Raw genomic sequence first — 18,170 nt, forward strand, 5'->3', positions numbered from 1 at the left:
GGCTTCGCATGACCTTCGAGCCTGGAAACGACAGTCAGGGGGCTTGACGGGCCTGCTCCGCGCCCAGGTGGCTGGGCAGCTCCACGGTGAAGGTGGAGCCTCGCCCCAGCCTGCTCTCCACGTGGACCCGGCCGCCCATGGCCTCCACCAGCGTGCGGGTGATGTACAGGCCCAGGCCCAGGCCCCCGTAGTTGCGCTCGGACACGGCGCGTTCGAAGCGGCCGAAGAGGCGGGGCAGATGCTGGGGCTCGATGCCGATGCCCTCGTCCCGCACCGTCAGCCGCGCTCCGCCGTCATGCGGCTCCAGGCGCACGTGGATGGGCCTGCCGTTGCCGTACTTCACGGCGTTGTCCACCAGGTTGGTGATGACCTGCTCCAGACGCAGCCGGTCCCACCGGCCCACGATGTCGAAGTCTCCCGCCTCCAACTGCAAGGGGGAGCCGGTGCGCGCGGCCTGGGGTTCATACCGGGTGACGACGTCCCGGACGAGCGACCCCAGCTCGAGCTCCTCCAACTCCAGCGAGAGCCGCCCCGCGGAGATGCGCGACACGTCGAGCAGGTCGCCCACCAGCTCCGCCAGCTTCTGCACCTGCCGTGCGCCCACCGCCACGTAGCTCTCCACCAGGTTGCGAGGAACCGGGCCCGGGTGGCGGGCCAGCTCCCGCGAGAGCGCCTGGAGCTTCAGGCTCAGCGGGGTGAGCGGCGTCTTCAGTTCGTGGCTGGCAATGGACATGAACTCATCGCGCAGGCGGATGGCCTCCCGAGCCTCCGCATAGAGCCGGGCATTCTCCAGGGAGAGCGCGGCCCGGTGTGCCAGTTCCTTGGCGAACGCCAGGTCTGACGTCGAGTAATGCCGGCCGGAGTGGGCGTGGATGAAGCTGAGCACCCCCAACACCTGTCCGCGTGCAATCAAGGGCACGGCGATGAAGGAGACGGGCCCTATCGCTTCCAGCACCCGGGCGTGTTCCGCGTCGTGTGCGAGCTCGTGAATCCGTTCCCGGGTCAACCGCTCGACGTGAACCGTCTCCGCCTTCAGCAGGGCGCCCGTGGGGGGATGCCCCGGATTGCCGCTGGGCTGCATTCCGAAGCGGAGGATGTCCTCGGCCAGCGCGTCGTCCTCGAGCCGGAAGTGTGCCGCCTCCAGTCGCCGGAACGTCCCATCCGGCTCCGCCACGTCGACGAGGCACCAGTCCGCGAACGTGGGCACCACCAGCTTCGCCATGTTCCGCAGCGTCGTCTCGTCGTCGAGCGATGACGCCAGCACCGCGCCCGACTCCGCGAGGAGCCAGTCACGTGCCTCGGCGAGCTGGAGCTCGTGCGTCAGGGCCTCGGCGCGCTGTCGGGCCCGGACCAGGTCCGTCACGTCGAAACCGAAGCCGGCGATGCCGTCGACCTCACCCTGCTCGTTCCGCGTGGGCTGATACACGATGTTGAGATACGTCTCCTGTATCTCGTCATGGGGGGGCTTGCGAGGGAACGGCACCGCATTGCCCGTGAAAGGGACGCCGGTGCGGTAGACCTCGTCCAGCAGGGTGATGAAGCCTCGCGACTCCGCCCACGGCAGGGCCTTGCTCGCCTCCTGGCCCACCAGCGTGTCCGTCCCCATCAGTGTGTTGTTCATCGTGTTGGAGAAGGAATAGATGTGCCGGGGGCCATGCATGAGGATGATGGCGGCGGGCGCGTCCCGGAAGAGCGCGTGGAGCCGTGCCTGCCCGGCCTCCGCCTCGCTTCGGGCTGCCCGCTCCCGCTCCAGCAGTCGCGCCCGCTCCGCGTTGGCCTTGCGCAGCATGACGTTCAGCTTCGTCATCAGCAGCGCGAGCACGACGAAGACCGCCAGCGAGACAGCCCCTCCCGTGCCCGGCATCAGGTTGAGCAGTGGCTCCAGGAAGTAGAAGTCCACCACCACCACCGACAGGAGCGTCGTCGCCAGGGCGGGGCCCCAGCCACCCCACCAGCCGGACACCATCACCGCGCCGAAGAAGAACAGGAACGGGGTGGCTGGGATGAACGACATCGTGCCCGCCTGGATGAGCCACGCCGCGACGAAGGCGAGGAGCGCGACGCCATAACGTCCGGCGCGTGAAGCCCAGAGTGGGTGATGTCGTTCCGGACGAGCGTGCATGGTCAGGGGCGGGCTCCCGGCCGGCTGCATGCATACCGCTGGGGAGGAGCCGCGCACTTCTCAGGTAAGCACCGGAACCCACTGCATGACATCTTGCTCGCCGCGCTGTCATGCAAGGCTGCTCAGCGCAGCCGGCGGAACGGCTGTGGCTTGGTGCCCACGGCCAGCGCCGATACCTCCACGTGACACACGTCCAGGCGCGCCTGCGTCCAACCCAGGTTCCGCAAGGCGCCGGTGAGCCGCTCGCGCAGTGGCGCCACGTCCGCATGGCTCGCTCCCGCCAGCTCCAGTTGGAAGTGCGAGACGTCCACTTGTGTCAGTCGGAAGCCACGCAGCGCATGGTGCTTGAACACCCAGGCCAGCGCCCAGGCATCCACCTCCCGGCCCGAAGGCGTGGCGAAGTGGCTGGCTCCGCGCCCGCCGAAGTGCTCCAGCGTCCATCCATGAAACCCACAAGCGCAGGCGTCACGCCGCACGCTGCCCGCGTCGCCCGGGAGGTAGCGCAGCAGCGGTAGCACGCTGGGACGCAGCCGCGTCACCACCACCTCGTCCTGTTCGGGCTCCAACCAGACATCCGGAGCCAGGACGTGGAACCGGCCAGGAGCCTCGGGCCGCAGGCACTCCCAGGCCAGCGGTCCCGTCTCCGTCGTCGCGTAGTAGTTGAGGACAGGCGCGGGCACCGCGTTCGCCAGCTCTGCGCGCAGGCCGGCGGGCAGGTGTTGCGCGGAGGTGAGCACCAGCTCGGGCGAGGGCACGTCGCGCTGGGCCGCCAGCCACCGCAGTCCTTCCGGGTCGGAGAAGAGCACGGCAGGCCGCACGCGGCGCAGGCGTTGGAGCGCGTCCTCGCGAAGGACGGAGATTCGGTGCAGCGCGCCGTCGTGGAGGATGGGCAGGCGCACCGAGTACTCCAGCCCGCCCGGCAGCGCGTCCAGTAGCACCACCCGGGGATGCGAGGGCAGCACCGCTCCCGCGCGCGCCACGAGGAACCGCAGCACGGCCCACATGTGCAGGCAGTCGCGCCGGTCCCTCACCACGTTCACCGGCGCTCCGGTGGACCCGGAGCTCTTCACCACCACGCAATCATCGGCGTCCGCCGGCAGCGTGGGCACCGCGTCCCAGTTCGCGGCCAGGGCCCCGCGGTCCAGGAAGGGCAGGTGGCTCAGGTCGTCCAGCGTCTGGAGGTCACCCGGGTGGATGCCCGCCGCGTGGAGCCTCCGGGCGTGGTACGGCGAGTCCCGCAGCGCACCGCGCAGGAAGGACAACCGGGCGTCCAGGTCCGCGCGGGCCGCGTCCTCGTCAGCCAGGGACGCGAAGCGGGCCAGTCCCTGGGCGATGGACTCGGCCCAGGGGATGTGGGGGCGCTGCGAGGAGGTGTCCCGGCGGATGTTCGCGCGAGGCGCGACGCGCAGGTCCGCGGGCAGGACTTCCGTCACTCCCGCCACCCACGCGCCTCCGTGGCGCGCTGCTCCGCCTCGCGGAGGGCCTGCTGGCGTTTGTCCGCCTCCTTCTTCCGGGCCTCCTCCGCGCGCCGCATCTCCGCTTCCGCCTTGCGGTAGTCCAGTTGTTCGATTCGCGCGACGGAGCCCTTCGGGGACTCGCCCTTGCACTCGCCGCCCACGACGCGCACCCACTTGCGAATGAACTCCTCGCGGCGGAAGGTGTTGGAGCGAATCATCTCCGCCGTCAGCGGGGCCACGTCCTGGAAGAAGCGCTGCAGGAGCGTCGTCGCGTCGTCGTTCTTGTTCAGCGCCTGCACCGTCTCCTGCCGCAGCGCCGAGGACACCAGCACGTGCGCGAGCATCACCACCTGCTCCCGCCACAGCGGGGAGCGGGCCTGGTCCTCCAGGGCGCCCCAGTCCGCGCGGGACGGGGGGCGGACCTTCGCGAGCCGGAAGGTGTCGCAGATGATGGCGAGAGCCAGGTCATGCGAATACGGCGACACGATGGGGGCTGCCTCGAGCTGCGTCTGAATCTCGCGGATGTCGAAAGCCATGGGGCTCAATTCTCCAGCAATGCCTGGGCGAGGTCGGCGGCCGCCTTCGCGAAGTCGGAGGGCCAGCGCACCACCACCAGCCGGAAACGGCGCTCGCGCAGCAGCGGCGCCAGCGCCTGCCGGGCGCGGAGTTCGTCGGGAAGAGCGAGGATGGCCACCACGAGGCGCGAGCGCCGGATGGACTCCAGCACCGGCGCCAGGGGCCTCTCCGCGGTGACGTTCGCGAGGAAGTCGCTGTCGGAGATGATGATGCGCAGCGCATCGGGCCGCTCGCGTGACAGCGCGTCCATCACGTCGAAGGGGAACTGCGTGCCTCCGCCGATGTAGCTCAGCAGGAAGTCGCGCGCCTTCTCCTCGTCGTACATCCACGGCGACACCTGCGGGTTGCCGTGCGAGTACACGATGCCGCGCACCGTGGCCTTCTTCCGCAGCGCGGAGGCGGACAGCACCTGGGCCGCGAGCGTCATTGCGTTGAGGCTCAGCTCCGGATTGGGCATGGAGCCGCTGGTGTCCAGGTAGATTTCCACGGACGGCGCGCCCAGCTCGGACGGGGGCGGCAGGTCCGCCTCCAGCTCGCGGCGCAGTGGTGACACCGCGGCCAGGTGGCCCTGGGACAGCACCGTCAACGTCCAGTCGATGCTGGACGGGTCATCGCCGTACTCCCACGCCTGGGGCGTGGTGCGCAGGTAGGGCTCCGGCTGGGACGGCGTCGTGGGGAGCTTCAGGATGTGCTGGTCCACCAGCCGCCGATAGTGCTTCGCCACCAGGGCCTGTCGCAGCCTTCCGCCCTGCTTGCCGGGCAGGTGTTCGGTGACGCGGTGGATGGAGTCCAGCTCGTCCTTCTCCTTCGAGCGGGTGCTCAAGGGGGCCAGCCAGCCCCGCTCCTCCGCTTCGTCCAGCGCGTCGTCCCAGCGACTGCTGCCGTGGATGGCGGCATCCAGGTCGTCCACGTCCGGCACGGAGACGTCCCCGCCCAGCGGCAGGCTGAACTCCAGGTCCGCGGGCTTCTCGATGTAGCGGATGAAGGTGGCGCAGAAGTAGAGGAACTGGAGCTTGCCGCTGGGCAGCGCGTAGAAGGTCTGCGCGAACATGCGCGCCTCGGCGCGAACACCGGGGTAGCGCTGCTCCATCGGCTCGAGCTGCGCGGCGGGAACCAGATTCCCAGGGGGCAGGCCCCACAGCTCCTCGTAGATGGCCAGGTAGAAGAAGAACAGCGGCGACATCTCGCCGCCCTGCACGCGCTGGAAGCCCCGGTACACCGCGCACAGCGCCTCCGCGTACGTGCGGCCCACCACCTCGTTCACCTGCAAGTCATAGAAGAGGTTGGTGAGGGATTGCTTCAGGCCGGGAACCAGCCGCTGCTCCTGCACGCGCAGCTCCGCGTCCCAGCCCAGCGTGTGCGGGAAGCGCGCGTGGTGGCCGATTTCATGCGCCAGCACCGCCGTGAGGCTGCCCGTGGCCTCCATGGCCTCCAGGAGCTTGAAGTTGACGAAGACCTGGCGCTTCACCAGGTCGATGTATGCGAGCGGCTCCTGGGCGTGGCTGGCGTCGGGGTGGAAGTCCACGTGCGGCTCGGGTGGGCTGAGCTGCACGCGCACGTCCCACAGGGCCAGCGCGTCGCGCCAGCCCGTGGCCACGTCCTCAGGGGTGATGTGCTTCTGAGACGGACTCATTCCGGGACGAACACCAGCACGTGCTGGGAGGTGTGCAGCGTGGCCACCACCCGCCAGTCATTGGACAGGGTGGCGAACCACGCGTCCGCGCGCGGGTCCTCCCGCAGTGCCTCGTCCAGGTGGGGACTCTCCACGTGGGTCTGCTCCGGCACCTCGCGGCAGCCCATGGCGCCCAGGCGGACGGGCGTCTCCGCCAGCCAGATGCCCTGCGTGGCCGCGTCGCGGCCCGCCACGGCCTGCCGGTGCCGGTCATGCACGCACACCACGGTGGGGGACAGGAAGTGAATCGGGCCGGGGAGGAAGCGGCTGTCCTCCTTCGACAGGTCCACCCAGTGCGCCTGGGCCCGCGCGGCCAGCGGCGCGTCGGGCGGCTCCAGGGCCACGGAGGAGGTCTCACGCAGCCGCGCCTCGATGTCCTGGAGCGACGTCAGCTCCCGGCCCACGCGCCAGAAGATGCGCTGCACCCAGGGCGGCGCGGACTCCAGGTTCTCCCCCAGGTTCCACAACTGGGCGAACACCTGCGAGCGCTCCGCCGAGGGCACGGCGGCCAGCAGGCGGGGAATCAGGTCCGACCAGGCGAGGGTGAAGAAGTTCTGCCGGCCCGCGCTCGTGGGGTACAGGTAGCCCAGGCCAATGGCCTCCGCGCCCAACTGGAGGTAGGCGCGCAAGAGCTCCTCGCCCTGCGCCGCTGGTGTCCCCGCCTCGAACAGGGCTTGTCCCAGCCGCTGCGCTGCGCCGCCGGTGAGCTCGCGCCACAGGGCGGAGTCCCAGCGCACGAACCGGGCGCGGGCATTGGCTTCCAGCTCGTCGGTGAAGGTGCTCATGGGCGACCGCCCGGGTTCTCCTTCAGCCACGTCGCGTAGTTCCGGTAGCGGCTGTACAGGGACTTGAGGTGGATGACGTCCTCGTAGACGGGGCCGGACAGCTCGTGCCGTGTGAGCAGCTCCTTCATGAGCACCGTCACCTGATTCATGCGCTTCTCGGTGGTGCGCAGGTCCACGCCGGACAGGCCCTTGTCCAGCTCATGGCGCAGCGTCGTCACCTTGCGCCGGATGGGCGCGTGCGTGTCGTAGTGGCCCATGGCCATGTCGAACATGTTCCGCAGCCAGGCCACGCGGTCCTGGAGGAGCATGCGGTGGCCCTTCACCTCGAAGAAGGCGCTGCGCGGGTTGGGCACCAGCTTCTCGTGCAGCACCCAGGGGGCAATCTGCCGGAAGTCCTCCAGCTCCACGGCGCTGTGGCCGCGGAAGAAGGCCATGGCCTTCGCGAAGTGGAGGATGGTCTGGTACGCGCGCACGCTGACGCCGTTCTCCGTCTGCGTGCAGAGGTGGACCTTCTTGTCCAGCGGGCACTGCTCGTTGCACACCGCGGCCACCGTCTGCCCGGCCAGCTTGAGCGTGTCCTTGTGCTTGAACTCGAAGCGCGGCGAGGCCATGCGGCAGAAGTCCAGTTGCCCCAGGAAGAAGGCGATGCGCTCCAACACGTCCTTGGGCACCTCCACTTCCAGGATGGCGGCGTAGGCGCGCTCCAACTCGCCAGGCGTGAAGACGATTTCCTTGGGCAGCAGCTCCTCGGGGGACTTGTCGGCCTCCAGGCGCTGGAGGAGCTGGTCCATGAAGCCCGAGTTGAAGGGCACCGCGCGCACCACCACGTCGATGCGGTCCTTCAGCGCCTCGATGACCTGGAAGGTGCCGCCGCCCTGGTCGTCGTTGGCGGTGAGGAACCAGGACGAGCGGCCCGCGTAGACGTACTGGTCCATCATCTCCGCGTAGCCCTCCGCCATGAGGGACAGGAGCGCGGACTGCGTCTTGGTGGGGATGCGGTTGTACTCGTCGATGATTTTGACGCGCTGGCCAATCCACTTGCGCCAGCTCACCTTCACCGCGGACAGGTCCTCCGCCTTGAGCATGTCGGAGGGCAGCGGCGCGCCCAGCAGGTCCGCGATGGAGAGCTGCGGGTGCCCGCGCTGGATGCCGCGGTGGACCTCGTCGCGGCCCATGCCGGACAGCAGGGCCATGAGGATGGCGGACGTCGTCTTCCCGCGTCCCGGTCCGCCCACCAGCAGCGCGCGCCGGCAGGTGAAGAGGGTGAGCAGGGGGATGAGGACGAACGAGCTGTAGCTGGTGTCCTCGGGGAGGTGGAGCTCGTCACCCGCAGGCGTCTTGAGGGACGCGGACGAGCCGAACTCCAGGTCGTAGTAGGGACAGATGACGGCGTTGTTGGTGATCCACCAATACGCCTGCCGCATCTTGTCGTGGAGGCTGCCGCCGTCGCGCTCGGAGAGGTGGACATTGAGCTGCTTGTCCGCCGTCGCGCGCCCGGTGAGCAGGCGCGTCACCCAGTCCTGGTTGGCCATGCGCGCCGGAGCCTATCACCCAGGGGAAACGCGACGTAGCACCGTCGCGTGGCGGCCCGATGCCTACAGGGTGACCAGGCCCAGCTTCGCCGCGCGGACCACGGCCTCCGTGCGCCGCTGGACGCCCAGCTTGGCGAGCACGGCATTTACATGGAACTTGGCGGTGTGCTCGCTGATGTCCAGCCGGTCCGCGATGGCCTTGTTGGACAGCCCCTCCGCGAGCAACCCGAGCACCTCGCGCTCCCGCGGCGTGAGCGCGTCCGGCGCGGTGGCCTGGGCCGGTAGCGAGGCACGCGGCGTGGCGCGCAGCTCCGCGAGCGCGGGGTCGAACACGGTCAGTCCCCGTGCCACGGAGAGCAGCGCGGCGACCAGGGCGGAGGGCTCCGCGTCCCGGAACAGCAGGCCCCGCGCCCCCGCGCCCAGGGCTGCCTCGCCCGCGGCTTCATCCACCACCAGCGCGAGCACCGGCGCGCCCAGGTCGGGACCCTCCATGTTGGACGGGCGCAGGCCCGTGTCCCACAGCACCGCGTCGGGTGGCTCGCCGGGTTGGGACTCCAGGTCCACCTGCGTCCCGGCCGCCACCTCGAAGTGCACGCCTGTCTGGTCCCCCAGCGCCCGGGCGAGCGCCCCCCGGGCGAGCGGGTCCTCCGAGACGAGGAACAACCGGAGCGGTGAGGTGGATGCGGCCAGCACGGAACTGCTTCACTAACCGGCCCCTGCGGCCGACGCTGTCCCAGTGCGCTCAGGGGCCTCGCAGCCGCGACATGAGCAGGAAGCCCACGGCGAGCACGAGGAGCACGCCCACCACGGCCCACAAGGCGACGGAGCACCCAGGGGATGACTTCGAGACGATGGGCAGCTTCTGTGTCCGGAGGTCCTCGGTAATCTGCGCGAGCAGCCCTGCGTCGTAGGTTACGGGCTCGCCCTTGCGAATCTTCCGGCCTATCTCCTCCAACTCACCCCCAGGCAGGTAGCGCTCCGTGAGCAGCAGGCTGCGTGCCTGGAGTTCCCGTTCGGTGCCGTGGGCGGCGGGGGCCAGTCCGCAACCCGTGCAGGGGGTGAACGCGCCCACCTTCGAGTTGCCACACCGCACGCAGACGGCCAGGGTCATGCGCCTACCCTAGCGCGAATGCCCCACGAGGAGCGGCCCGCTAAGCCTCACAGTCCGCTCGCGGGTGACCACTTCATGGTCATTCCATGCGTCAGGTGACCGGTTCCGGCCACGCGGTGGCGTGGCGCTCCGGGGCGGAGGCACGCGGCACAGCCGCTGCAATGCCTCGCCGCGTCCCATTCGGGACACCCGCAGCGCACCCCTCAGGAGACGCCCCATGGATGAACAGTCGCTCGCCCCCCGCCAGCGCTTTCCGCGTTGGGTGCTGGCTGGTTGGATGGCCACCGCCGCCTTCGTTGGTTTCCACGATGTGCCCGCGGCCAACGCGTCACATTCGCATACGGGCTGGAACCAGATTCACATCGCCACCATTCATGGCAACGACGGCCCGGCGGGTGGAGGCAGCGGGCCGGGTTCGCAGGACCGCAGCCCGTGCGGCGGAGCGCGGCTCAGGCCAGCGTGACGCCGTGCCCGGGTGCATCCGTTGGCAACTCCAGCCGTGCGCCCGCGTATCGGGCGCCGCCTTGGAAGGGGTGGCTCGCGATGAACAGCGGTGTATCCAGGTCGGCGTAGGTGAAGCCCCCCAAGCCGGCGGCCAGGTGCGCCGAGGCGGACATGGCCAGCACGCTCTCCACCATGCCGCCCACCATGAGCTCCAGGCCCGCTGCGCGAGCGAGGCTCCACATCGTCAGTGCCTCGACGACGCCGCACTTCATCGTCTTGATGTTGATGGCGTGCGCGGCGCCTTCCCGGATGAGTCGCAGCACGTCCTTCGCCGAGCGCGCCGACTCATCCGCGCACACCGGCACGCGCGAGCGGCGCGTGAGCTCCGCCATACCGGCCACATCATGCGCGGGCACGGGTTGTTCGAAGAGGGCCAGGGGGACGTCCGCGCGCGCCAGTTCTTTCAAGAAGGCGAGCGCCTCGGCCACGTCATAGCCACCGTTGGCATCCGCGAAGAGCCGGGCCTGGGGCGCGACTTCATGAATGGCCACCAGTCGTGCCGCGTCCTCGACGGGCGGCAGCGCCCCGACCTTCACCTTCAGCGTGGTGATGCCCCGCGCCAGGATTGCCTGCGCGGATTTTCGCGCATGGGCCACGTCTCCCGCGGTGACCGTCATGTCGATGTCCAGCGCGGACTGCGCGCCGCCCAGCATCACGTACAACGGAACGCCGTAGTGCCGAGCCAGCGCATCGAGCAGCGCCGTCTCCACGGCGCACCGGGCGGAGGGCGCCAGCGCGAGTGAATCCCCCAGCGCCTCGGAGGCGGGCCGCCACGCGCGAGCGTCTCGTCCCACCAGCCCCGCGCGCACCTGTTCCAGGGCGGCCAGCGTACTGGCCTGTGTTTCTCCACTGACGGCGGGGAAGGGGGCGGCCTCGCCCAGGCCCTCGGAGCCGTCCGCCAGGGTGAGTCGCACCAGGACGTTCTCCGCGGCGTACTGCGCGCCGGTGGCGATGGCGAAGGGCTCGGTGAGCGGGAGGTGCAGCGGCTCGAAGTGGACGGCGGTGATGAGGGTGGGCGTCATGGGCGGCCGAGGAGCCTAGCCGCCCGGGCGTCCCCTGCGCGCGCGAGCCAGGTCAAGCGGCGGTTGGCCGACAGACACATGGGAACTGATACTGATACATGTTTGCCGCGTGTACTTGTGACGGCCACGTATTCGTGTCGACATGGAGCCATTCTGAACGACCGATTCCAGGCGGCTCCGGCGCCCGACATGGATGTGCTGCTGGTGGCGCTCGAGGAAGCGGAGCGGCACCAGCCTGAGGGCTGCATGGTGTTGCACGCCGTGCGGGACGCGGCGGGAGCGCTCGTCGACTTCCAGTGGGCCTGGGCGAATCCCGCGGGTGCGCGCGCACTGGGGCACGCCGCTCCGGAGTTGCTGAGAGGCCGGCGGCTGCGCGAGCTGATGCCGGGCTCGGGTCTGGCCTCCCGGGTGGACCTGCTCCGGAACGTGGTGGAGGCGGGCCGGCCGGCTGCGGACAGCTTCCAGGAAGGGGACGTGTGGCTTCAGGGAACGGCGGTGCCGCTCCGGGACGGTGTCCTGCTGCGCCTGCGTGACATCACCAGCGCCCTGCGGTTGGAGGAGAGCGTCCGCGAAACCCTGGACTGGGTGCGGAGCATGCTGGAGGCCACACCCGACGCGTTCTTCACGTTGGATGCGGACTGGCGAATCACCTTCGTGAACCACGAGGCCGCGGCCCTCAGCGGGCGTTCGCAGGAGCAGCTCTTCCGGCAGATTCTGTGGCAGGCGTGCCCGGAGTTGCTGGGCACGCGGATGGAGCGGGAGCTGCGCCGGGTCGCGAGCGGCGCGGGCCACACCATCTTCGAATGGCGCGCCACGCCTGGACGCTGGCATGAGGTGCACGCCTGGGGCGCCAACGGCAACGTGTCCATTTTCGGGCGGGACGTCACCGCCAGGAAGCAGGCGGAGGCGGAGCGGGACGTGCTTCTGTCGCGCGAGCACTCGGGCCGCCTGGAAGCCGAGGCCCTGGTCCACGAGCGCACCCGCGAACTCATGGCCGCGCGTGAGCGACTGGTGCAGTCGGAGAAGCTGGCCATGGCGGGACAGCTCGCGGCGGGCGTGGGGCACGAAATCAACAACCCGCTCTCCTACGTCGTGGGGAACCTGCAGTTCGCGCTGGAGCAGCTCGAGCCCCTCGCAACGCAGGGCGCGGTGCGTGAATCATTGGCCCGCGCGCTGGGCGAGGCGATGGAGGCCCTGCGCGAGGCGAAGGAAGGCGCCGAGCGCATCCGCACCACCGTCCGTGATTTGCAGATCTTCGCTCGAGCGGAGGAGCCGCAACTGTCGCCCGTGGACGTGCACGCGGCGCTGGAGTTCGGCCTCTCCATGGCGATGCCGCACCTGCGCCACCGGGCCCGCGTCGAGAAGCGCCTGGGCCCGGTGCCCACGGTGATGGCGCACGAGACGCGGCTGGGGCAGGTGTTCCTCCAACTGCTCGTCAACGCCGCGCAGGCCATCCCGGAAGGGGACGTGGCGCGCTACCAGGTGACGCTCTCCACCTGGAGGGACGGCGCGACGGTGGTGGTGGAGGTGGCGGACAACGGCCACGGCATGGCGCCCGAGGTCCTGGAGCGCGCCTTCGAGCCCTTCTTCACCACCCGTCCCCTGGGGGAGGGCGCTGGACTCGGCCTGTCCACCAGCCTGGGCCTGGTGCGAGGCATGGGAGGCGAGCTGTCGGCATCGAGCGCGCCGGGCCTGGGCAGTGTCTTCCAGGTGCGGCTGCCCACCACCGACGCGGACGCGCCAGCCGTGCGGGTGGCGGAGGACACGGACCTTCCCGGACGGAAGCGGGTGCTGGTGGTGGATGACGAGCCGCTGCTCGCCTCGGTGCTGGGCCGCATCCTCGGCGTGCGTCACGAGGTGGTGGTGGTCCACAGCGGGCGCGAGGCGTTGGACACGCTGGCGCGCGACGCGGACTTCGACCGCATCTTCTGTGACTTGATGATGGGGGACCTGACGGGGATGGACGTGTACGACGCGCTGTCCTCGCGTCAGCCGGAGCTGCTCGCGCGCTTCGTCTTCATGACGGGCGGAGGCTTCTCCGAGCGAGCACGGACCTTCCTCCAGTCGGTGCCGGTGCCGCGCATCGAAAAGCCGTTCGAGCTGGGCGTCCTGCACGCGCTGGTGGAGGACGCCCCGCCGCGCGCCGGTCCCTGAGAAGGGCGGCCGGCGCGCGACTCGGAAGCGGTGTGACTACAACTTCACTTCTTCCCGGTCGGGCTGGGTGATGTAGCCGGAGCCTGCTGCCACCAGCTTGGCCATCAGCTTGTCCATGCCGTTGGAGCGGGCGAAGGCCATCTCGTTGCGGGTGGCGCCCACCAGGGTGAGCAGTTGCACCTTGCCGCTGGGGAGCACGAAGTGGTCGGGCCGGGACGGGTCCCGGACGAACACGAAGCCGCTCAGCTTGGACTCGCCACCGTCCAGGGAGCCTTCCACCGGGTAGCGGTGGCCCATGGCGAAGGCGCGCAGGGACACGAGGTTGTAGGCCATCATGTCCAGCAGCCGGAACACCGGCCACTTCGCCTCTTCGGGCGAGTGGATGACCATCTCGTAGCCCAGCCCGCTGGGCGCGCCGTCGGGGATGTCCTCGCCGGGCGCCACGGTGAAGGGGTTGGACAGTCCGCTGGTGACATAGGTCCAGTAGGGGTAGCTCTCGCTGGGCGGGGAGACGCGCACGCCCATGGGACCCCAGTTGGGGTCCGCTTCCTGGACCTGGGCCAGCTCACTCTCCATCCACGCTTGGATGGCATCTGTCTGGTCGAGCGTGAAGACGCCTTCGTCAATGGCGCCGAACATCTTCGGATACTCGACTTCGTCGCGGTCCGCCCAGCAGTCCTCGTACCACTGGATGAAGTCTTCGTCCGTCTCCGGGGCTTTCATGGCGATGACACTCTAGAGGCTCACCCCGGTTTCACAACTTCAAGTCGCGGAGAGGCCTCTTCAGGCTGACAGTCCGGGGGGCGTTCAGGTGCCGGTGGCCCCTTGGGTGCCCGGGGAGGCGGCCAGGGGCCAGGGTTTCAGCCCGCAGATGCGCTCGGCCTCCTCCACGGCGGGCGCCAGCCGTGCGTGCTCCCGGCGGAGGAAGCCCCGTACCGCGCCGTCCAGTGTCTTGTCGAAGATGAGGTGGGCGCTGTGTACGGCGGTGGGCTCGAAGCCCCGAGACACCTTGTGTTCACCCCCAGCGCCGGGCTCGAACACCTTGCGGCCGGTCCGGATGCAGTCCTCCACGGAGTGGTACAGGCAGACGTGGAAGTGGAGGAAGGGGTGCTCCTCGAAGGCGCCCCAGTAGCGGCCATAGAGGCGCTCCGGGGTGGCCAGGTTGAAGGCGCCGGCGATGACCTGCTGGCCGCGCACCGCCTCCACCAACTCCACCGAGCCCGGCATCGTGCGAAAGACCCGCGCGAAGAAGTCGGGGGTGAGCTGAATCTGCCCCCAGGCGTGACGCTCGCAGGTGGAGGTGTAGAAGCCGTAGGCACGCCGGGCGTGCGCCTGGGAGAGCCCCTCGCCGCGCACCGTACGCAGGGAGATGCCCTGGGTGGCCGCGGCCCCGCGCTCGCGCTTGAGCTGGTTGCGGCGCTTGGAGTCAAAGCGCGCCAGGTAGTCGTCGTAGCTGCCGTAGCCCGGGTTCTTCCAGTGGAACTGAAGGGTGATGCGCCGGGCGAGCCCCTCGGCCTCCAGGAAGTCCGCCTCGTCCCCCGTGGGATACAGGACGTGAACGGAGGAGCAGCCCGCCTCCTGGGCGCTCCCGGCGGCGGCGGCAAGCAGGGCCCGGCGCAGCGCGGGGACGTCCTCGCCCGGGGCGATGAGGAAGCGGGGGACGGTGGCGGGGGACAGCGGCCCGCCCACGACGAGCTTCGGGTAGTACTCGACTCCGAGGCGGGCGGCGGCATCCGCCCAGCCGAAGTCGTAGATGTACTCACCCATGCTGTGGAACTTGAGGTACGCGGGCGCGGCGGCCACCAGCTTGGGGCCACGCCACAGCGTGAGGTGATGCGGCGCCCAGCCCGTCTCCTCGGTGGCGCTCCCGCTCTCCTCCATGGCCGCCAGCCAGGCGTGCCGGACAAAGGGCGGGGCGTCAGGGCCCACGAGCGCGTCCCAGCCTTCGGCCGGGGCATCAGTCACTGCTTCGAGGATGCGGAGACGGAGCGGGGTATCGGCGGGCACGGGGGCACTCTTAACGCGCCCCGCACGTGCCCGCCGTGTGTTGCTGGCCTGCCCGTCAGGCGGCCCGAGCAGCGCCCCCGGTGCGTGCGGCCTCGCGGGCCTCCGGCCAGACTGCGCGCTGCGGGGTGGCGATGTGGATGATGCGCAGCAGGGCGAGCACGCGCATCACCTGCCACGTGGGGTCCAGCTCGAACTTCCGCGCCGCGAAGTTGGGGCTGCTGCCGTACTTATGGTGGTTGTTCTGGAAGAGCTCCCCCATGCAGAGGAAGTCCATGGGCAGGGAGTTGCGCGACTTGTCGGTGCTGTCGAAGTTCCGGTAGCCGTACTTGTGGCCGCACCAGTTGACGATGGCGCCGTGCACCGGGCCCATGAGGAAGTGCAGGGGCAGCAGCAGGAACTGCCAGGGCGAGGTGGCGAACATCACGTAGAAGGCGGAGTAGAAGGCCACCCAGCCCAGGGTGGCGAACCATGAGGTGCGCAGCGTGGTGTCCACGAGCGGCCACTCCGGGTAGCCGCCCAGGAAGCGGGCCTCGGGTTGACCGCGGCCGGCCGCGTAGTCGTCGTAGCGCGCCTTGGTGTGCCACATCATCCGCGCCACATCCTTGAAGAAGTGGGGCGAGTGCGGGTCCTTCTCTGTGTCGGAGAAGGCATGGTGCTCACGGTGGAGGATGGCGTACGCCTTGGGTGACAGGTAGGACGAGCCCTGCACCAGGTAGGTGAGCAGGTGCATCACCCGCTCCGTCTTCGGCCCCATGGTGTACATGCGGTGGGCCGCGTACCGGTGCTGGAAGAAGCTCTGGAAGAACACGCAGAGCAGCCAGTGCGAGACGAAGAAGATGAGGACGGCCATTCGAGTTCCCTGGTCAGTGACTGAACCGGGCTAACACCGGGCATGTCATGGCAGCGTCACGCGGGGCGGAAGAGCGGCGGCCCTGCCCCACGGGGCGACACGCCCGCTCGCTCCGCTTCAGGGGGCCATCAGTAGAACGCGCCGTGGCATGACATGACGCGCGGCGGCGCGGCCCACTCTTCCGGTACGGAGGGGTACGGAGCTCCAGGAGAGGAGTACACGCGTGAAGCGGGCGGACATCGTCGGATTGGACAAGGCGCACGTCTGGCATCCCTACACGGCGATGGAGGCCTACATCGCGGAGACGGATCCGCTGGTGGTGGTGCGCTCGGAAGGGGCGTACCTCCATGACGCGGACGGCACGCGCTATCTGGACGCCAACGGCTCCTGGTGGGTGTCCACGCTGGGCCACCGTCACCCGCGCTTGATGCGCGCGCTCGCCGAGCAGGCCGCCGCACTCCCACACGTCTCCCTGGCGGGCATCACCCACGAGCCGGCGGCCTTGCTGGCGTCGGAGCTGGCGGCCATCGCCCCCGGCTCGGACCGCCCCGGCCTTCCCTCATCCGAGCGGCTGTCCCGCGTCTTCTATTCCGACAACGGCAGCACGGCGGTGGAGGTGGCCATCAAGATGGCGGCCCAGTACTGGGCGCAGAATGGCCAGCCGCGCCGCACCCGCTTCATCACGCTGTCGGGGGCATTCCACGGCGAGACGATGGGCGCCACCAGCGTGGGGGGCGTTCCCCTGTTCCGGGAGGTCTTCGGCCCGCTGCTCTTCGACGTGGTGCACGTCCCCTCTCCAGCGGAGGAGGGGGGCTGGGCGCGCGCCTTCGAGCAAGTCCAGTCCACCCTGCGGGCGCACCCGGAGGTGATTGCGGGCGTCATTTTGGAGCCGGTGCTGCAGGGCGCGGCGGGCATGGTGATGTACTCGCCAGACTTCGTCCGGGCGGTACGTGAGGCCACGAGCGAGGTGGATACCTTCCTCATCGCCGACGAGGTCTTCACGGGGCTGGGGCGCACGGGCGCACGCTTCGCGGTGGACCTGGCGGGCGTGGTGCCGGACATGCTGTGTCTGGCGAAGGCCCTCTCGGGAGGAATCCTGCCGTTTGGCGCCACCCTGGCCTCGGAGCGCGTCTTCTCCGGCTTCCTCGGGGCGTCGAACCGGGCGCTGTATTACGGGCACTCGTACTGTGGGAACCCGTTGGGCGCCGCCATCGCCCGGGAAGTGCTGGCCGTCTACCGGGACGAGGATGTGATGGGGCAGGTGGCTCGAAAGGCCCCCCGCGTGAAAGCCGCCTTCGAGCGGATGGCCGCCTCGATTCCGGGCCTGGTTCGCCCCCGCGCCGTGGGAATGGTAGGCGCGGTGGACCTGGGCGGTGGTGGTTACCTCGCTCGGGGAGGGTGGCGAGTGTACGAGGCCGCGCGTCGCCGAGGGCTCTACCTGCGGCCCATGGGAGACACCGTGTACATCGCGCCGGCACTGACTATCTCTGACGAGGCGCTCGAGGAGCTGCTGTCCGGAGTGGAAGCGTCACTCCAAGAAGTCGCCGGCGGCTGAGCCTGATGGATCCGCTGCCTACGAATGTGTGGGAGCGAACGGAACGGTGGTTGACAGGTCGCGCGTCGCAGGGATAGAAGCCGCGCCCCGCCCGACGCAGATCCGGGCGGGGAGCTGACAGCAGAATAAAAGGGTCGATGAGGATTGTTGACCCTGGACGCGGCGGTGGTAGAAGCCGCGCCCCTCCGGACGGGTGGCTGATCCAAGCACCTCGACGGAGCAGCAGCAGGAATAGAGGGCTCGACTCAGAAAGTTGATCCCAGGGGCGGTGGTGGTAGAAGCCCTGAATCTCACGAAGAAGCCCGCGCATTGGCGCGGATCCGCTTTGAGTGGGTCGGTAAGAAAATACGGAATACGGCAGTCAACGCAGCGAGTTGACAGGAGACGCGGTGGTGGTAGAAGCCGCGCCCCGACGAAGAAGCCCGGAAGAAAGGGCGGATGAGTCGAGGGAGTCAACGAAGCAGCGGTTGACAGGGAGGGCGGCCAAGCGGTAGAAGCCGCGCCCCTCTGGAGGAAATCAGCGGAAGCCACTGGGCGGCGCTGAAGAGTCCGGAAGCCAGCAGGACGGCGAAAACAGCAGCTTGACAGAAGACGCCGAACTGAAATAGAAGCTGACACCCCGCCGGGTAGAAAAGACGGCGAGGCAGCAACGAAGAGAATGGTAGCAAGAAGTCGCCGGCAAGACAAGCGGCTCGGTCTTTGAAAACCAAATAGCAAGCCCAAGAAGAAGCTAGATTGCGGAAACCGCAGTCAATTTCTTAAGACGGTGCCAGCCAGGTCGCGCTGCGAAGCGCAGCCGGCAGCACTGTAACGAATCAGCGAG

At 69.3% G+C, this 18,170-nt stretch carries 15 protein-coding genes; 3 read left to right on the top strand and 12 right to left on the bottom strand.

Going from position 1 to position 18,170, the window contains the following annotated elements; all coding sequences use genetic code 11:
* Positions 1–34 precede the first annotated feature (34 nt).
* From FMQ63_RS27080 to FMQ63_RS27115, 8 genes are all read right to left on the bottom strand, one after another.
* A complete protein-coding gene (locus FMQ63_RS27080; RefSeq protein WP_216609278.1) occupies positions 35–2,122 on the bottom strand; it encodes an ATP-binding protein in 2,088 nt (695 codons plus the stop codon).
* Between the two features lie 122 nt (positions 2,123–2,244).
* Positions 2,245–3,564, bottom strand: coding sequence for a phenylacetate--CoA ligase family protein (locus FMQ63_RS27085; protein ID WP_011550449.1), 1,320 nt, complete (start codon positions 3,562–3,564; stop codon positions 2,245–2,247).
* A complete protein-coding gene (locus FMQ63_RS27090) occupies positions 3,552–4,115 on the bottom strand; it encodes a hypothetical protein (protein WP_171452332.1) in 564 nt (187 codons plus the stop codon). The genes FMQ63_RS27085 and FMQ63_RS27090 overlap by 13 nt, the downstream gene beginning before the upstream one ends.
* 5 nt (positions 4,116–4,120) lie before the next feature.
* Positions 4,121–5,788 (bottom strand): VWA domain-containing protein, encoded by a 1,668-nt coding sequence (locus FMQ63_RS27095; protein ID WP_011550451.1) that lies wholly within the window; start codon positions 5,786–5,788, stop codon positions 4,121–4,123.
* The gene (locus FMQ63_RS27100) at positions 5,785–6,612 is read right to left on the bottom strand and encodes a hypothetical protein (protein WP_171452333.1); all 828 of its coding nucleotides are present in this window, start codon (positions 6,610–6,612) and stop codon (positions 5,785–5,787) included. The genes FMQ63_RS27095 and FMQ63_RS27100 overlap by 4 nt, the downstream gene beginning before the upstream one ends.
* Positions 6,609–8,144, bottom strand: a complete 1,536-nt coding sequence (locus FMQ63_RS27105) for an AAA family ATPase (protein WP_011550453.1) — start codon at positions 8,142–8,144, stop codon at positions 6,609–6,611. The genes FMQ63_RS27100 and FMQ63_RS27105 overlap by 4 nt, the downstream gene beginning before the upstream one ends.
* A 63-nt stretch (positions 8,145–8,207) precedes the next feature.
* Positions 8,208–8,837 carry a response regulator transcription factor gene (locus FMQ63_RS27110; RefSeq protein ID WP_011550455.1) on the bottom strand — a complete coding sequence of 210 codons (630 nt, stop codon included), beginning with the start codon at positions 8,835–8,837 and terminating at the stop codon, positions 8,208–8,210.
* A gap of 49 nt (positions 8,838–8,886) precedes the next feature.
* Positions 8,887–9,255 (bottom strand): hypothetical protein, encoded by a 369-nt coding sequence (locus tag FMQ63_RS27115; RefSeq protein WP_011550456.1) that lies wholly within the window; start codon positions 9,253–9,255, stop codon positions 8,887–8,889.
* Between the two features lie 217 nt (positions 9,256–9,472).
* Between FMQ63_RS27115 and FMQ63_RS27120 the strand changes: the two genes are divergently transcribed.
* Positions 9,473–9,718 (top strand): hypothetical protein, encoded by a 246-nt coding sequence (locus tag FMQ63_RS27120; protein WP_020477904.1) that lies wholly within the window; start codon positions 9,473–9,475, stop codon positions 9,716–9,718.
* Here the strand turns inward: FMQ63_RS27120 and FMQ63_RS27125 are convergent.
* Positions 9,705–10,781 carry a dipeptide epimerase gene (locus tag FMQ63_RS27125; RefSeq protein WP_011550457.1) on the bottom strand — a complete coding sequence of 359 codons (1,077 nt, stop codon included), beginning with the start codon at positions 10,779–10,781 and terminating at the stop codon, positions 9,705–9,707. The genes FMQ63_RS27120 and FMQ63_RS27125 overlap by 14 nt on opposite strands.
* Before the next feature lie 78 nt (positions 10,782–10,859).
* Between FMQ63_RS27125 and FMQ63_RS27130 the strand changes: the two genes are divergently transcribed.
* Complete coding sequence (locus tag FMQ63_RS27130; protein ID WP_011550458.1) at positions 10,860–12,935, top strand: ATP-binding protein; 2,076 nt, start codon at positions 10,860–10,862, stop codon at positions 12,933–12,935.
* A gap of 36 nt (positions 12,936–12,971) precedes the next feature.
* Here FMQ63_RS27130 and FMQ63_RS27135 read toward each other — a convergent pair whose 3' ends face one another.
* From FMQ63_RS27135 to FMQ63_RS27145, 3 genes are all read right to left on the bottom strand, one after another.
* Entirely contained in the window at positions 12,972–13,658 is a 687-nt protein-coding gene (locus tag FMQ63_RS27135) for a suppressor of fused domain protein (RefSeq protein WP_011550459.1), read from the bottom strand.
* A gap of 84 nt (positions 13,659–13,742) precedes the next feature.
* Positions 13,743–14,942 carry a GNAT family N-acetyltransferase gene (locus tag FMQ63_RS27140; RefSeq protein ID WP_011550460.1) on the bottom strand — a complete coding sequence of 400 codons (1,200 nt, stop codon included), beginning with the start codon at positions 14,940–14,942 and terminating at the stop codon, positions 13,743–13,745.
* A gap of 55 nt (positions 14,943–14,997) precedes the next feature.
* Complete coding sequence (locus tag FMQ63_RS27145; protein WP_011550461.1) at positions 14,998–15,792, bottom strand: acyl-CoA desaturase; 795 nt, start codon at positions 15,790–15,792, stop codon at positions 14,998–15,000.
* Between the two features lie 223 nt (positions 15,793–16,015).
* On the opposite strand from FMQ63_RS27145, the gene bioA reads away from it, so the two are divergent.
* The gene (gene bioA / locus FMQ63_RS27150) at positions 16,016–17,347 is read left to right on the top strand and encodes an adenosylmethionine--8-amino-7-oxononanoate transaminase (RefSeq protein ID WP_011550462.1); all 1,332 of its coding nucleotides are present in this window, start codon (positions 16,016–16,018) and stop codon (positions 17,345–17,347) included.
* The last annotated feature ends 823 nt before the right edge of the window (positions 17,348–18,170 follow it).

Source organism: Myxococcus sp. CA005 (assembly GCF_006518205.1).
Classification (GTDB): Bacteria; Myxococcota; Myxococcia; order Myxococcales; family Myxococcaceae; genus Myxococcus; species Myxococcus xanthus.

Bases quoted from the DNA above. Each gene is read 5' to 3' on its own strand.
- FMQ63_RS27125 (WP_011550457.1), bottom strand. From the start codon at position 10,781: ATGACGCCCACCCTCATCACCGCCGTCCACTTCGAGCCGCTGCACCTC.
- FMQ63_RS27120 (WP_020477904.1), top strand. From the start codon at position 9,473: ATGGATGAACAGTCGCTCGCCCCCCGCCAGCGCTTTCCGCGTTGGGTG.
- FMQ63_RS27130 (WP_011550458.1), top strand. From the start codon at position 10,860: ATGGGAACTGATACTGATACATGTTTGCCGCGTGTACTTGTGACGGCC.
- FMQ63_RS27145 (WP_011550461.1), bottom strand. From the start codon at position 15,792: ATGGCCGTCCTCATCTTCTTCGTCTCGCACTGGCTGCTCTGCGTGTTC.
- FMQ63_RS27105 (WP_011550453.1), bottom strand. From the start codon at position 8,144: ATGGCCAACCAGGACTGGGTGACGCGCCTGCTCACCGGGCGCGCGACG.
- FMQ63_RS27135 (WP_011550459.1), bottom strand. From the start codon at position 13,658: ATGAAAGCCCCGGAGACGGACGAAGACTTCATCCAGTGGTACGAGGAC.
- FMQ63_RS27095 (WP_011550451.1), bottom strand. From the start codon at position 5,788: ATGAGTCCGTCTCAGAAGCACATCACCCCTGAGGACGTGGCCACGGGC.
- FMQ63_RS27100 (WP_171452333.1), bottom strand. From the start codon at position 6,612: ATGAGCACCTTCACCGACGAGCTGGAAGCCAATGCCCGCGCCCGGTTC.
- FMQ63_RS27080 (WP_216609278.1), bottom strand. From the start codon at position 2,122: ATGCACGCTCGTCCGGAACGACATCACCCACTCTGGGCTTCACGCGCC.
- FMQ63_RS27090 (WP_171452332.1), bottom strand. From the start codon at position 4,115: ATGGCTTTCGACATCCGCGAGATTCAGACGCAGCTCGAGGCAGCCCCC.
- FMQ63_RS27115 (WP_011550456.1), bottom strand. From the start codon at position 9,255: ATGACCCTGGCCGTCTGCGTGCGGTGTGGCAACTCGAAGGTGGGCGCG.